This is a genomic window from Allobosea thiooxidans (assembly GCF_900168195.1).
Classification (GTDB): Bacteria; Pseudomonadota; Alphaproteobacteria; order Rhizobiales; family Beijerinckiaceae; genus Allobosea; species Allobosea thiooxidans.
Genome location: NZ_FUYX01000002.1, coordinates 164,309 through 177,895, shown reverse-complemented (window position 1 = coordinate 177,895; position 13,587 = coordinate 164,309). Strand labels below are relative to the sequence as shown.

Genomic DNA, 13,587 nt, shown 5'->3' with positions numbered 1-13,587 from the left:
GACAGCAAACGACGGAGGAGACAGGACGATGACCCAGACGAGACGCAAATTCATGCTGGCGGCCGCTTTCGGCGCCATGCTCGCCGCCGGCCCGGCCCTCGCGCAGGCCCCTTCCGGCAAGCTTGTGCTCTACACCTCGCAGCCGGAGAAGGACGCCGCCCAGACGACGGCCGCCTTCAAGAAGGCCTATCCCAATGTCGAGGTCGAGATCTTCCGCTCGGGCACGACCGAAGTGATGGGCAAGCTCGCCGCCGAGATCTCGGCCGGCCAGCCCGGCGCCGATGTCCTGCTGATCGCCGACGCGGCGAGCATGGAGATCCTGAAGGGCCAGAAGCAGCTCCTCGCCCATCCCGGCGCCAAGACCGAGGGGCTCCAGCCCGGCTCCTTCGATGCGGACAAGACCTATTTCGGCTCGAAGCTGATCACCACCGGCATCGCCTACAACACCGCCGCCAAGGAGAAGCCCGCTTCCTGGACCGATCTCGACAAGCCCGGCTACAAGGGCCAGATCTCGATGCCCAGCCCGCTCTATTCGGGCGCGGCGGCGATCATGCTCTCGACCATGACCGCGCGCCCCGATCTCGGCTGGAAGTTCTTCGAAGGTCTGAAGTCCAACGAGGCCGTCGCCGTGCGCGGCAACGGCGCCGTTCTGCGCTCGGTCGCGACCGGCGAGAAGGCCTATGGCGTGCTGGTCGACTTCATGGCCTACAACGCCAAGAAGCAGGGCTCGCCGATCGACTTCGTCTTCCCGAAGGAAGGCGCCCCGGCCGTGACCGAGCCCGTCGCCATCATGAAGTCGACGAAGAACGAGGCTGCCGCCAAGGCCTTCGTCGATTTCATCCTCTCCGACGAGGGCCAGAAGCTCGCGCTCGCCATGGGCTATATCCCGGCCAAGCCGAGCGTCGGCTCGCCGGCCTGGCTGCCCGAAGGCACCAAGATCAACGTCATGGCCTCCGACATCGCGGCCGTGGTCAAGGCGACGGAGGCCGACAAGGCTCGCTTCGCCACCCTGTTCGGCAACTGAGCCGAGACGCGTGCGCATGTCCCTCGCCGATACCGCGACGCTGCGCACGCGCGTCGAGGAGACGGGCCTCCTCTGGGGGCTCGTCGGCCTCGTCGCGCTGTTGTCGCTGCTGCCGATCGGGCGCCTGGTCGTCGAGGGGCTCGCCCCCGGCGGCCAGCTCTCGACCACGGCGCTCGGCAAGGTGCTGGCGAGCCCTGCGACCTGGACGGCGACCGCCAACAGCCTGGTCACGGCCGTCGCCGGAACGCTGCTCGCCGTGCTGATCGGCGGCACGGTCGCGCTGCTGGCGACGCTGACCGACATCCGCGCCCGCAACGCCTTCACCTTCTGCTTCGTCCTGCCGCTGATGATCGCGCCGCAGGTCACGGCGCTCGCCTGGCTGCAGCTCTTCGGCCCGTCGAGCACGCTGCTCAAGCTCGTCGGCATGGCGCCGCCGCTGGGCAGCCGCAACCCGCTCTATTCGCGCGAGGGCATCATCCTGCTGCTCGGCCTGCAATATGCGCCCCTGATCTTCCTGACGCTGCGGGCCGGCCTGCGCGCTCTGCCCAAGGAGCTGATCGAGGCCGGTCTCGCCGCCGGGGCGAGCCCGCTCACCGTGCTGCGCACCGTCGTCCTGCCGCTGATGACGCCGCCGCTCGTCGCCGGCATCGCGCTCTGCTTCGTCTCCTGTCTCGGCAATTTCGGCATTCCCGCCTTCCTCGGCATCCCCGGCAATTTCCTCGCCCTGCCGACGCTGATCTACCAGCGCCTCGCCGGGCTCGGGCCGGGCGTCCTTTCGGAAGTCGCGATCCTGTCGCTACTGATCGGCATCATCGCCATGGCCGGCATCCTGCTGCAGGACTTCATGATGCGCCGTCGCGACTTCCGGATCACCACGACCTCGAGCGCCGCGCGCCCCTTCGAGCTCGGCCGCTGGCGGACGCCGGTCGAGATCGCGCTCTGGACCTTCGCCATCCTGGTGCTGGCCCTGCCCTTCCTCGGCCTGCTCTCGACCTCGCTGATCCCGGCCTTCGGCGTGCCGCTCAACCTGGCGACGGCGACCTTCGCCAACTACGCCTATGTGCTGTTCGAGCACGCCGCCTCGAAGCGCGCCTTCGTCAACAGCTTTCTGATGTCGGCGGGTGCCGCAACCGCGATCGTGCTGATCTGCGTGCCGCTCGGCTATTTCATCGTCTGGAAGAAGTCGCGGGCACTGCGCCTGCTCAACCTCGCCGCCGAGCTGCCCTACGCCATGCCCGGCGTCGTGCTCGCGATCGCCGCGATCCTGCTCTTCCTCAGGCCGATCCCGGTCCTGAACGTCACGCTCTACAACACCGTCTGGATCATCGTCTTCGCCTATCTCGCCCGCTTCCTCGTGCTCGGCTTAAGGCCCGTCATCAGCGGCTATCTCCAGATCGACCGGACGCTGGAGGAGGCCGCGCAGATCGCCGGCGCCGGCCTGCCGCGGCGCCTCGTCACGGTCATCTTCCCGCTGGTCGCTCCGGCGGCGGTGGCGGGGGCCTTGCTGGTCTTCCTCACCGCCTTCAACGAGCTCACCGTCTCCGCCCTGCTCTGGTCCTCGGGCGCCGAGACGCTGGGCGTCGTCGTCTTCTCCTTCGAGCAGGGGGGCGATTCGACCTATGCCTCGGCGCTGGCCGCGATCACCGTCCTCGTCACCGTCGGGCTGATGCTCTCGACCACCCTCTTCGCCCAGAGATTGCCCCAGGGAGTCCTGCCGTGGCGCGACTGACCATCGACCGGGCGCAGAAGCGCTTCGGATCCTATCTCGCGTTGGACGACGTTTCACTCGACGTCGAGGATGGCGAGTTCCTGGCGGTGCTCGGCGCCTCCGGCTGCGGCAAGACCACGCTGCTGCGACAGATCGCCGGCTTCGACAAGCTCGACGGCGGCACGATCCGCATCGGCGACCGGCTGGTCTCTTCGGCGGAGACCCATATCCCGCCGGAGCACCGCAAGCTCGGCATCGTCTTCCAGTCCTACGCGCTCTGGCCGCATATGACGGTGGCGGAGAACGTCGCCTATGGCCTCACCGTCGCCGGCGTGCGCGATCCCGAGCGGGCCAGGCGCGTCGCCGCCGCGCTCGATCTCGTCGGGCTGAACGGCTTCGCCGAGCGCCGGCCGGGTCTTCTCTCCGGCGGCCAGCGCCAGCGCGTCGCCCTGGCGCGCTGCCTCGTCACCGAGCCCTCGCTGGTGCTGCTCGACGAACCGCTCGCCAATCTCGATGTGCACTTGCGCGCCTCGATGGAGGATGAGTTCGCCCGCTTCCACGAGCGCACCGGCACGACGATGGTCTACATCACCCATGACCAGGCCGAGGCGATGGCGCTGGCCGACCGCATCGCCGTGATGGATCGCGGCCGGCTGCTGCAGCTCGCCACGCCCTCAGCGCTCTATCGCGAGCCTGCCAACACGACTGTCGCCAGCTTCATCGGCGAGGGCATGGTCCTCCCGGCCGCGGTGCTGTCGGCGCCGCAGGCCGGACGCTGCCGCGTCAGCGTGCTCGGCGTCGAGGCGGTGGTGCGCTGCCGGCCCGATCAGGCGCTGAGCGGCCAGGCGAAACTCTGCCTGCGCGCCCGCGACATCGGCCTCGCCGCCGCGGATCAGGCCGGCGTCTCCGCCGCCGTCGAGCGCCTCTCCTATCAGGGCGGCTTCTTCCGCATGGAGGCGCGCCCGAGCGCCGGAGCCGACATCGTCCTGCATCTCGATGCGGCCGAGCCCGCGCCGGCCCAGACCGGCGAGGCGATCCGCATCGCCATCAATGACGGCTGGATCATTCCCGACAGCGACCCTCTGGACAAGGCTGCGTGAGACGGGCCGCATGAAACTGAAGATCCATGGCGGGGTCGGCGAGAAGGGCCGGACCTGCATCGGCATCGAGGCGGGCGGGACCCGGCTTCTGCTCGATGTCGGCGTCGACACCAGCGCGCAGGGCGGCCCCGGCTACTATCCCGTGATCACGCCCGACGAGCTGGAGCGGCTCGACGCGATCATCGTCACCCATGCCCATGAGGATCATGTCGCGGCGCTGGGCTGGTGCTGTGCCAATGGCTTCTCCGGCCGGGTGCTGATGACGGCCGAAACCGCCGCCGAGACCGATGCGACGCTCTCTGCCTATGCGACGAAGCGGGAGCAGACGCTGGCCCGGCGAATCCGGCCCGAGATCATCGGTCCCGGGCAGGCCTTCGCGCTCGGTCCGATCGGGATCCGCACCGGGCGCAGCGGCCATGTCGTCGGCGGCGTCTGGTGCCATCTGCAGGCCGACGGCCGCAGCCTCGGCTATTGCGGCGACGTCGTGCCCGCGAGCCCGGTCTTCGCCATGGACCCGCTGCCGCCCTGCGACCTGCTGCTGGTCGACGCCTCCTATGGCGCCGACAGAGTCCCGGCGGCGGAACGGGGCGGCGCCATCACGCACTGGCTCGCCGCCCATCCGCAGGGCGCAGTCCTGCCGACGCCGCTCTCGGGCCGCTCGATCGAGCTGATCGGGCTGATCGGGACACCGCTCGCCATTCACCCGGCGATGCGCCCGGGACTCGCCCAGCAGGTCGCGGCGGCATCCTGGCTGCGACCGGGGATTGCCGACCTGCTTTCCGCCCGCCTCGCCGAGGCCATGCTCTGGCAGGAGGGCGAACCTCTGCCGCCCGCCGCCTTGCTCTGCGACGACGGCATGGGCCTCGCCGGTCCGTCCCGCGCTGCGCTCGCCCAGGCCGCCCGTGACGGTCATCCCATCCTGCTCACCGGACATGTTCCCACCGGCAGCCCGGCCGCGGTACAGCTCGCCGCCGGCAAGGCCGACTGGCTGCGCTTCCCAACCCATCCCACCTTGCCGGAGAACGCGGCCATCGCGGCGGCGAGCGGCGCCGGCCGCATCCTCGCCCATTCCTGCGATGCCGAGACCGCCCGCTCGCTGGCGGCCGACATTCCCGGCCTCGCGGCCGATCTGCGGCCCGGCGACGTCATCGAGGTCTGAGCATGCGCATTCTCATCGCCAATGACGACGGCATCGACGCTCCTGGCATCGCCCTGCTGCGCGCCGCCGCAGCTCGCATCGCCTCCGATATCTGGGTGGTCGCACCCGAGCGGAAATGGACGGCGGCGAGCCACCATCTCTCCTTCGATCGCGAGCTGACGCTGACCCGACGCGCGCCGCAGCTCTATGCGCTGGACGGCACGCCGGCCGATTGCGTCGTCGCCGCGATGACCGTGCTGTTCCGTGACGGCGGCCGGCCCGACCTCGTGCTCTCCGGTGTCAATGACGGCCGCAACGCCGCCGAGGACGCCGCCTATTCCGGAACGCTCTCGATCGCGCGCGAAGCCAGCTTCTGGGACCTTCCCGCCATCGGCTTCTCGCGCACCAAGGGCGGCACGGCGGAGGAACGCGACATCGCTGCGCTCGCGGCGATCATCGACGATCTCTGGCAACGCCGGGCGCAATGGAGCCGCGAGGGCGCCTATCTCAGCGTCAACCTGCCCAAGGAGCTGCCGGCCGAGGCCGGTCTCGCCATGATCGGCCGCGACAAGATCGCCGGCGCCGCCGATGTGCTGAGCGAGGACCCCGACCGGATCGTCTGGCGCATCCGGCGCGGCCGCCCGCGCAGCAGCCGGCCCGGCGATGAGAACAGCCTGGTCGATGCCGGGCGCATCGTCATCGTCCGCCATTGCTGGATCGACGGTGCGCCGCTCGAACCCGGTTTCTGCGCGCCGCTCAACGAGAAGCTGAAGCAGTCTACGGGCGCCTGAGCGCCGCAGCGGTCAGGCTTCGACGAATTGCAGCCGGTGCAGGCGGGCATAGGCGCCGTCGCGCGCCAGCAGTTCGTCATGGCTGCCGGTCTCGACGATCTTGCCTTCGTCCATCACCACGATCAGGTCCGCCTCGCGGATGGTCGAGAGCCGATGCGCGATGACGATGGTGGTCCGCCCCTTCATCAGCCGCGCCAGCGCCTGCTGCACCAGGCGCTCGGATTCGGTGTCGAGCGCGCTCGTCGCCTCGTCGAGCAGCAGGATCGGCGCATCCTTCAGGATCGCGCGGGCGATGGCGATGCGCTGGCGCTCGCCGCCCGAAAGCTTGTGGCCGCGCTCGCCGACCGGCGCATCGTAGCCGCCGGGCATCGCCGTGATGAAGTCGTGCGCCGCCGCGGCCTTCGCCGCCGCCATGATCTCCGCCTCGCTCGCACCCGGGCGGCCGAAGGCGATGTTGGCGCGGACCGTGTCGTCGAACAGCACGACATCCTGGCTGACCACGCCGATCTGGTGGCGCAGACTCTGCAGGGTGACGCTGCGCAGGTCCTGCCCGTCGATCTCGACCCGCCCCGCGGCAGGGTCGTAGAGTCGCGGCACCAGAGCGAGCAGCGTCGACTTGCCCGAGCCGGAGCGGCCGACCAGCGCCGTCGTCGTGCCGCCGCGCGCGACGAGGTCGATCCCCTCCAGCGCGCGCTGGTCCTCGCGGTAGCGGAAGCGCAGATGGCGGAAGGCGACGTCGCCCGCCGCGATGGCGAGCGGCTTCGCATCCGGACGATCGATGATCAGCGGCTTCTCGTCGATGAGCGCGTAGTAGCGCTTCAGCGAGGCTCCCGCCTCCTGCACGATCGCGTTCAGGTTGCCGAGCGAGCGCATCGGCTGGGCCGCGAGCAGCAGCGCCGAGACATAGCCGGTGAAGTCGCCGACTGTGGAGGAGCCCGAGGTGATGCGCACGCCGATGGCGGCGAGCACGCCCGCCACCGCCATGCCGCCCCCGACCTCCAGCAGCGGATCGAGGCGCCCGCGCGCATTCGCCGCCTTCACCTTGAGCGCACGGATCGCCTCGAAGGCGTTGGCGGCACGCCCCTTGAGATAGGGCTCGAGCGAATCGGTCTTGGCGACGCGCGCACCCTGCAGGCTCTCGGTGACGAGGCTCGCCATCACCCCGGTCTGTTCCTGCTGCGAACTCGCCATCCGCCTCAGCTTGCGCCCGATGCGGCCGATCGGATGGGCGATCACCGGCGCGATCAGCACCACCACCAGCGTCATCTGCCAGTCGATCCAGAACAGCGCGCCGACCAGCGCGATCGCGGTCACCACGTCGCGGATCGCGATGTTGACGATCCGCGTCAGCGCTTCCTTGACGAAGGTGAAGTCGGTGGTGAAGCGCTGGGTGAGCGAGGCCGGGTTCTCCTTTTGGAGCTGCGCCAGATCGGCATCGATCAGATGGCCGTAGAGCGCCGTCTGCATGTCCGCCTCGATCCGGCTGACCACCTTGTTGGTCATCACTGTCTGGGCCAGCAGCGAGAAGCCCTTGATCGCGGTGACGATGACCACCACGGTCGCGATCGCGTTGATCACGCCGATCTCGTAGTTGATCGACTTGGAGACCAGCCGCTCCATGCGCCGCACGAAGCCGGTCGATTCGGCCGTCAGCGGATCGGCGAAGGCGTCGAAGGCCGCCTTGATCAGCAGCGGGTAGAAGCTCGTCGTCGCGGCGATGACCACGACCAGGCCGAGAATCATCAGCATCTGCGGCAGGTAGGATCTGATCTGCTCGCGCCAGACGCGGGCGAACAACGCAAGGGTATCGTCGGTGACGCGGCCGATCTTCATGGGCCGCGCCTATCACGGCCGGGCCGGCAACGCCACTGGAGGAGGTCCCGGCCCGGCCGAATCGCCGCCGGCCGGGCCCGCTCTCGGGCAGAGCCCGCTACGGCGCATGCCGGGGTGCAGGCCGGGGGCCTTGCTCCGGACACGAAGCTGTCCTCCCATGGCCACAACCGATTCAGGAGACTCCATGCCGCTATCGCCGCCGGCCCAGCCCGGCCAAAGCCTCGCCGAGATCGAAACCCCCGCCCTCGTCCTCGATCTCGACGCCTTCGAGCGCAATCTCGTCGCCATGGCCGCCTTCACCCAGGCGCATGGCGTGCGGCTGCGGCCCCACGCCAAGACCCATAAGAGCCCCGAGATCGCCCTGCGCCAGATCGCCCATGGCGCGATCGGGCAGTGCTGCCAGAAGGTGTCCGAGGCCGAGGTGCTGGTCGCGGGCGGCGTCGGCGACGTGCTGGTGACCAACGAAATCGCGAGCCCGACCAAGCTCGACCGGCTGGCGCAGCTCGCCCGCAGCGCCCGGATCGGGCTTTGCGTCGACCATGCCGAGGGTGTCCGCGAGGCGGCGGAGGCTGCCGCGCGCAATGACGTCGTGCTCGATGTCTATGTCGAGATCGATGTCGGCGGCCGGCGCTGCGGCATCGCGCCCGGCGAGGGGGCGGTCCGGCTGGCGGAAGCCATCGCCCGGTCCAACACGCTGCGTTTCGCCGGCCTTCAGGCCTATCACGGCGCCGCCCAGCATATGCGCTCGATCGACGAGCGGCGCGAGGCGATCGAGCGTGCCGGATACGCCGTGCGCAACACCGCCGAGCGGCTCGCCCATGCCGGGCTGAACTGCGAGATCGTCAGCGGCGCCGGCACCGGCACCCATGAACTCGAGACGCAATCCGGCCTCTGGAACGAAATCCAGGCCGGCTCCTACATCTTCATGGACGCCGACTACGCCCGCAACCGCCAGGCCGACGGCACGCCCTTCCGCAGCTTCGAGCACGCGCTCTTCGTGCTCGCCGGGGTGATGAGCAAGCCGGTGCCGGACCGCGCCATCGTCGATGCCGGGCACAAGGCGGCGGCCGTCGATTCCGGCATGCCGATCCCCTTCCGGCGCGAGGGGGTGGTCTACACCAAGCCCTCCGACGAGCATGGCGTGCTGACCGGAGATCCGATCGCGCTGCCGCATCGCGGCGACCGGCTGCTGCTGGTGCCGAGCCATTGCGACCCGACGGTCAATCTCCACGACTGGTACGTCTGCATGCGCGGCCTGCACGGGCCGGATGCCCATGTCGAGGCCGTCTGGCCGGTTGCGGGGCGCGGCGCGCTGACCTGACACATCGGCCGATGCGAAGCGCAGGCGCATAGCCATGCTCGCGGAACTGGCCCTGCGGCTGGCGACGCCGGCCTCGCGCATGACCCGCAGGCTCGGCCTGGTCGGGGAGAGCGTCGCACTCTGGTCGCGCGGCGTCCGGCAGCGTCGAGCCTGGGCCGGGCATCACGCCCGCTGTCGCGCCGTCATCGCCGAGGTCGTCACCGAACTCCCGCAGCGGCGGACCGCCGTCATCCTCGGCTCCGGACTGCTGCGCGACATCCCGCTCCGGCTACTCGCAGCCAATTTCGAGCGCGTGCTGCTGGTGGACGCCGTGCATCTGCCGCAAATCCGGCTCGCCATGCGCTTCCGCCGCAAGGTCGCGCTGCTGACGCAGAACCTCACCGGCATCATGGCCTGGCTCGCCGGGCAGGGCGACGGCCGGGACGATCCACTGGTGGGCCTCGCCGCCGACCCGGCGATCGACCTCGTCGTCTCGGCCAACCTGCTCTCGCAGCTTGCCTGGCCGATCGAGGACTGGCTCGCGGACAATCCCGACGAAGCCGCGGCGCTGCCGATCGACCTGCCGGCGCGCTGCATCGCCTGGCATCTCGCCGACCTGCGCCGCTTCCGCGGCCGCGTCGTCCTGCTGAGCGACGTCGAGATGGTCGAGCGCGACCGCGCCGGCACCGTCACGGACCAGCTCGACCTGATGCGCGGCGTCGCGTTGCCTGCGCCCGATGAGAGCTGGGACTGGCCGGTCGCGCCCTTCGGAGAAGAGGCAGCCGACCGCGAGAACATCCACCGCGTCGGCGCCTGGCGGAACTTCCGCTAGAGCCGAACCGCTGATGTCAGGGGCGCCAGCCGGTCTCCGTGGCGGGAGCGTTCTCGCGCTCTTCCTCGCGCCGGGCCTCCTCGACCACGGTGAAGAGCGCCCTGAGCGCGGCATCGACTCCCTCGCCCGAGGCGGCCGAGAGGATGATCGGCATGCGCTTGGCCGCCCGCTTCAGGCGCGCGACCTGTTCCTTGAGCACTTCCGGCGTCAGCGCATCGACCTTGGAGAGCGCGACGATCTCCGGCTTGTCGGCCAGCCCCTCGCCATAGGCCTCCAGCTCCTCGCGCACGGTCTTGTAGGCCTTGCCGGCATGCTCGCTCGTGCCTTCGACCAGATGCAGCAGCACGCGGCAGCGCTCGATATGGCCGAGGAAGCGGTCGCCGAGGCCGTGGCCTTCATGTGCGCCCTCGATCAGACCGGGAATGTCGGCGAGCACCATCTCGCGTCCGTCGACACGCACCACGCCCAGGCCCGGATGCAGCGTCGTGAAGGGATAGTCCGCGATCTTCGGCTTCGCCGCCGTGACGGTGGCGAGGAAGGTCGACTTACCGGCATTGGGCAAGCCGACGAGCCCGGCATCGGCGATCAGCTTCAGCCTGAGCCAGACCCAGCGCTCCTCGCCCGGCAGGCCGGGATTGGCATGGCGCGGCGCCTGGTTGGTCGCGGTCTTGAAATAGGCGTTGCCGAAGCCGCCATTGCCGCCCTTGCACAGCACGAAGCGCTGGCCGGGCTCGGTCAGGTCGGCGATCTTGGTCTCGCCGTCCTCGTCGAGAATCTCGGTGCCCGGCGGCACTTTCAGCACGATCGCCGGCGAATTGGCGCCATGGCGGTCCTTGCCCATGCCGTGCTCGCCGGTGCGGGCCTTGAAGTGCTGCTGGAAGCGGTAGTCGATCAGCGTGTTCAGGCCCTGCACGCATTCGACGACGATGTCGCCGCCGCGCCCGCCATCGCCGCCATTGGGCCCGCCGAACTCGATGAATTTTTCGCGGCGGAAGGAAACGCAGCCGGCGCCGCCGTCACCCGCCTTCACATAGATCTTGGCCTGGTCGAGGAATTTCATGAGATCGGATCGTTTCCGGAACCAAAAACGGCGACACCGCTATCCTGGACAAGCCGCGTCGGCGGCGCTGATCCGGGATCCATGCCTGAACCGTTCCGGCATGAACCCCGGGTCTGCGCTTTGCCACGCCCGGGATGACGCCTGAGAAAGAGATGCCCTCGGCTTTAAGCCCACGCGCGCCTTTGGGCAATGCACCGGATCAGGCCGCCAGCCGCAACAGGCTCATTTCCTCGCGCAGCGCATCGGCGAAGCGCCGCGCCGCAAGATCGGGACGCGGCGCCATCATCAGCCCGACCGTGAGCTCGAACAGAGGCGGCAGGTCCTCGGCCGGGCCGAGCCGGCGCAGGGACGGAGGGATCGCGCTTTCGGTGATCGCCGCCACGCAGAACCCGGCCTCGACCGCCGAGAGCACGCCCGAGGTATGCGAGCATGAGAAGACCAGGCGATGTGCCTTGCCGGCGGTGCTGAGCGCCGCGAGGATGCGCGGCCGCGCCCGGCAGCCCTCGGAGAAGAGGGCGAGCGGCAGTGTCTCCTGCAGTTCGGGGCGATGGCCACGCCCCGCCACCCAGACCATCGGCTCGCGCCTGAGCACCTCGCCCATCGGCTTCTTGGGGTCCTGCGTCACCACGGCGAGATCGTATTCGCCAGCCAGCAATGCCGGCTCGATGCGCTTCGACAGGTCGCAGCGCACCTCGAGCTCGACCTTCGGGTGCTCGGCCGCGAAGCGCGCGATCAGCGGCCTGAGATAGGCGTCCATATAGTCGTCGGGAATGCCGATGCGCAGCCGTCCGGAGGGCGTGTCGCCGGCGAGATCCGCCAGCGCCTCGCGCTCGACCGCGAGCAGCCGCCGCGCATGGGCGATCAGCCGCTCGCCGGCATCGGTCGGCGTGACGCCGCGGCGCGATCGTTCCAGCAGCTTGTGGCCGAGCTGGCTCTCGAGATCCTGGATCCGGACCGAGATCGCCGATTGCGTCCGGCCGAGCCTCGCGCTCGCCGCGGTGAAGCCGCCGGTCTCCGCCACGGCGACCAGCATGCCGAGCGCGGCGAGGTCGAAATGGACCGTCATGACGTGCCTCCTTGGAACGTGCTGCTTCGATCGATTTTAAGAATGGTTAAATCAGAATAATCCGTTTTTCCGATGGGAGAAAGCGCCCTATATCCACGCTCGAACGGGGCTGAGCCGGGCGCGCCGTCGCGGCCGAAGCTGACCCCAATATCGATCAGAAAACATCATGTCCGCCCCAGCGATTCCCGCCCGGCCCGCATCGCCCGCACTCGCGATGTTTCTCGTGCTGCTCGCCGGAGCGACCTTCATCGGCTTTTCCGGCATTTTTGTGCGCCTCGCCGATGTCGGCCCGGCCGCGGCCGGCTTTTGGCGGATGATCTTCGCCCTGCCGGCGCTCATGGCCTGGACGGCGGTGGAGCGGCGCAAGCCGAAGAGCGGCGCGATCCGTAGCGGCGCCTTCGCCGCCGTGGCGTTGGCGGGGCTCGCCTTCGGCATCGACGTCACGCTTTACAACGCCGCGCTCGGCCATACGACGATCGCCAATGCCTCGCTGCTCGGCAATCTTGCCCCGGTGGGCGTCGTGCTCGGCGCCTGGCTGCTCCTCGGCGAGCGCCCGTCCCGGCGCATTCTCGGCGCGCTGATGCTGGCGATCGCCGGCGCGCTCCTGCTGATCCTGCCGAAATTCACCGGCGCGGCGCAGCTGTCGGGCAATCTGTTCGGAGACAGCCTCGCCGTCGGCGCGGCGATGTCCTACGCCGCCTATATCCTGGCGGTGCGCCACGCCCGCAACCGGGCCGATGCCGGCTATGTCAACCTCGTCTCCAGCGCGGTCTGCGCAGTGTTCTGTCTCGCGGCGGCGCTCGCCTTCGGCGAGCAGATCATTCCGGCCAGCCTGCAGGGCTGGCTCGCGGTCGCGGCGCTCGGCATCGTCTCCCATGTGCTCGGCCAGGGGCTGATCACGCTCTCGCTCGGCAGCTACGGCGCCAGCGCCGCCTCGCTCGTCATGGTCTGGCCGGCGCTGGTCAGCGTGCTCGCCGCCTGGGCGCTGTTCGGCGAGCAGCCGACGCCGGTGCAGGGCTTCGGCGGGGTCGCCATCCTCGCCGCCGTGCTGATGGTCCGCCGCGGCTGAACCGCGCCGTCAGCCGGCCCGCTTGACCCCGTAGTGCAGGATCACGGTGCCGTTCGCGAGCGGGCGGGCCGCGATCAGCGCAAAGCGGCGCTTCTCCTCGCCCGGCTTGAACAAGGGCGTGCCCTGCCCGATCGTGACCGGCGCGACGGCGATCATGATCTCGTCGACCAGCCCGGCCGCCAGCAGCGACTCGGTCAATTCGGCGCTGCCGAAAACGTAGATGTCCTTGCCCGGCAGAGCCTTGTGGCGGGCGATCTCGCCGGCGATGTCGGCCGTCACCGTGGTGTTGTTCCAGTCCGAGGCGGTCAGGCTGCGCGAGGCGACGAGCTTCGGCAGGGCGTTCATGAAGGCCTTGATCTCGCCCTCCTCCTCCGCGGCGGTCGTCCAATAGGCCTTCATCCCCTCATAGGTGACGCGGCCGAAGACCAGGAGCCCGGCCTTGCGCCCGAACTCCTTGCTGAGATCGCTCAGTTCCTCGCCCCAGGCGTCTTCGTGGAAGCCGAGATCCCATTTCTCCCGGCCTTCGAAGAACCCCTCCAGCGTCATCAGATTCCAGACGATCACCTTGGCCATCTCAGCCTCCTGTCATGCCCGCTCAAAACCAGTTGTTATTTGCAATTGGTTGATGGGTAGCCAGACTGATTTTATATTGCAAGCAGTTTTTGG

General features: G+C 69.3%; 12 protein-coding genes. 8 read left to right on the top strand and 4 right to left on the bottom strand.

What is annotated here, in order from left to right:
• Positions 1 to 28: 28 nt before the first annotated feature.
• Genes B5Y19_RS03930 through surE form a run of 5 tightly spaced genes read left to right on the top strand, consistent with a single transcriptional unit; the run spans position 29 to position 5,761 of the window.
• Positions 29 to 1,024 carry an ABC transporter substrate-binding protein gene (locus B5Y19_RS03930; protein ID WP_079591135.1) on the top strand — a complete coding sequence of 332 codons (996 nt, stop codon included), beginning with the start codon at positions 29 to 31 and terminating at the stop codon, positions 1,022 to 1,024.
• 16 nt (positions 1,025 to 1,040) lie between these two features.
• The gene (locus tag B5Y19_RS03925) at positions 1,041 to 2,753 is read left to right on the top strand and encodes an ABC transporter permease (RefSeq protein WP_055729077.1); all 1,713 of its coding nucleotides are present in this window, start codon (positions 1,041 to 1,043) and stop codon (positions 2,751 to 2,753) included.
• Entirely contained in the window at positions 2,741 to 3,832 is a 1,092-nt protein-coding gene (locus B5Y19_RS03920; RefSeq protein ID WP_055729078.1) for an ABC transporter ATP-binding protein, read from the top strand. Before B5Y19_RS03925 ends, B5Y19_RS03920 begins: the two co-directional genes overlap by 13 nt.
• A gap of 10 nt (positions 3,833 to 3,842) precedes the next feature.
• On the top strand, positions 3,843 to 4,991 hold the full coding sequence (locus B5Y19_RS03915) for an MBL fold metallo-hydrolase (protein ID WP_055729079.1): 1,149 nt from the start codon (positions 3,843 to 3,845) through the stop codon (positions 4,989 to 4,991).
• A 2-nt stretch (positions 4,992 to 4,993) separates the two neighbouring features.
• A complete protein-coding gene (surE, locus tag B5Y19_RS03910; RefSeq protein WP_055729080.1) occupies positions 4,994 to 5,761 on the top strand; it encodes a 5'/3'-nucleotidase SurE in 768 nt (255 codons plus the stop codon).
• A gap of 12 nt (positions 5,762 to 5,773) precedes the next feature.
• On the opposite strand, the gene B5Y19_RS03905 is transcribed toward surE, so the two are convergent.
• Positions 5,774 to 7,594 (bottom strand): ABC transporter ATP-binding protein, encoded by a 1,821-nt coding sequence (locus B5Y19_RS03905; protein ID WP_055729081.1) that lies wholly within the window; start codon positions 7,592 to 7,594, stop codon positions 5,774 to 5,776.
• A gap of 184 nt (positions 7,595 to 7,778) precedes the next feature.
• On the opposite strand from B5Y19_RS03905, the gene B5Y19_RS03900 reads away from it, so the two are divergent.
• Together B5Y19_RS03900 and B5Y19_RS03895 are read left to right on the top strand one after the other, a co-directional pair.
• Positions 7,779 to 8,915, top strand: coding sequence for a DSD1 family PLP-dependent enzyme (locus B5Y19_RS03900; RefSeq protein ID WP_055729082.1), 1,137 nt, complete (start codon positions 7,779 to 7,781; stop codon positions 8,913 to 8,915).
• A 34-nt stretch (positions 8,916 to 8,949) separates the two neighbouring features.
• Positions 8,950 to 9,726, top strand: a complete 777-nt coding sequence (locus B5Y19_RS03895) for a hypothetical protein (RefSeq protein ID WP_079591134.1) — start codon at positions 8,950 to 8,952, stop codon at positions 9,724 to 9,726.
• A 16-nt stretch (positions 9,727 to 9,742) separates the two neighbouring features.
• Here B5Y19_RS03895 and obgE read toward each other — a convergent pair whose 3' ends face one another.
• Positions 9,743 to 10,786: a GTPase ObgE gene (gene obgE / locus B5Y19_RS03890; protein ID WP_055729084.1), complete on the bottom strand. Its 1,044-nt coding sequence runs from the start codon at positions 10,784 to 10,786 to the stop codon at positions 9,743 to 9,745.
• Between the two features lie 199 nt (positions 10,787 to 10,985).
• Positions 10,986 to 11,852, bottom strand: coding sequence for a LysR family transcriptional regulator (locus B5Y19_RS03885; RefSeq protein WP_055729085.1), 867 nt, complete (start codon positions 11,850 to 11,852; stop codon positions 10,986 to 10,988).
• A 166-nt stretch (positions 11,853 to 12,018) separates the two neighbouring features.
• On the opposite strand from B5Y19_RS03885, the gene B5Y19_RS03880 reads away from it, so the two are divergent.
• Entirely contained in the window at positions 12,019 to 12,921 is a 903-nt protein-coding gene (locus B5Y19_RS03880; protein ID WP_055729086.1) for a DMT family transporter, read from the top strand.
• A gap of 9 nt (positions 12,922 to 12,930) precedes the next feature.
• Here the strand turns inward: B5Y19_RS03880 and B5Y19_RS03875 are convergent, their stop codons facing one another.
• The gene (locus B5Y19_RS03875; protein ID WP_055729087.1) at positions 12,931 to 13,494 is read right to left on the bottom strand and encodes a dihydrofolate reductase family protein; all 564 of its coding nucleotides are present in this window, start codon (positions 13,492 to 13,494) and stop codon (positions 12,931 to 12,933) included.
• Positions 13,495 to 13,587: the final 93 nt, after the last annotated feature.

Bases quoted from the DNA above. Each gene is read 5' to 3' on its own strand.
- B5Y19_RS03930 (WP_079591135.1), top strand. From the start codon at position 29: ATGACCCAGACGAGACGCAAATTCATGCTGGCGGCCGCTTTCGGCGCC.
- B5Y19_RS03925 (WP_055729077.1), top strand. From the start codon at position 1,041: ATGTCCCTCGCCGATACCGCGACGCTGCGCACGCGCGTCGAGGAGACG.
- B5Y19_RS03915 (WP_055729079.1), top strand. From the start codon at position 3,843: ATGAAACTGAAGATCCATGGCGGGGTCGGCGAGAAGGGCCGGACCTGC.
- surE (WP_055729080.1), top strand. From the start codon at position 4,994: ATGCGCATTCTCATCGCCAATGACGACGGCATCGACGCTCCTGGCATC.
- B5Y19_RS03905 (WP_055729081.1), bottom strand. From the start codon at position 7,594: ATGAAGATCGGCCGCGTCACCGACGATACCCTTGCGTTGTTCGCCCGC.
- B5Y19_RS03900 (WP_055729082.1), top strand. From the start codon at position 7,779: ATGCCGCTATCGCCGCCGGCCCAGCCCGGCCAAAGCCTCGCCGAGATC.
- B5Y19_RS03895 (WP_079591134.1), top strand. From the start codon at position 8,950: ATGCTCGCGGAACTGGCCCTGCGGCTGGCGACGCCGGCCTCGCGCATG.
- obgE (WP_055729084.1), bottom strand. From the start codon at position 10,786: ATGAAATTCCTCGACCAGGCCAAGATCTATGTGAAGGCGGGTGACGGC.
- B5Y19_RS03885 (WP_055729085.1), bottom strand. From the start codon at position 11,852: ATGACGGTCCATTTCGACCTCGCCGCGCTCGGCATGCTGGTCGCCGTG.
- B5Y19_RS03880 (WP_055729086.1), top strand. From the start codon at position 12,019: ATGTCCGCCCCAGCGATTCCCGCCCGGCCCGCATCGCCCGCACTCGCG.
- B5Y19_RS03875 (WP_055729087.1), bottom strand. From the start codon at position 13,494: ATGGCCAAGGTGATCGTCTGGAATCTGATGACGCTGGAGGGGTTCTTC.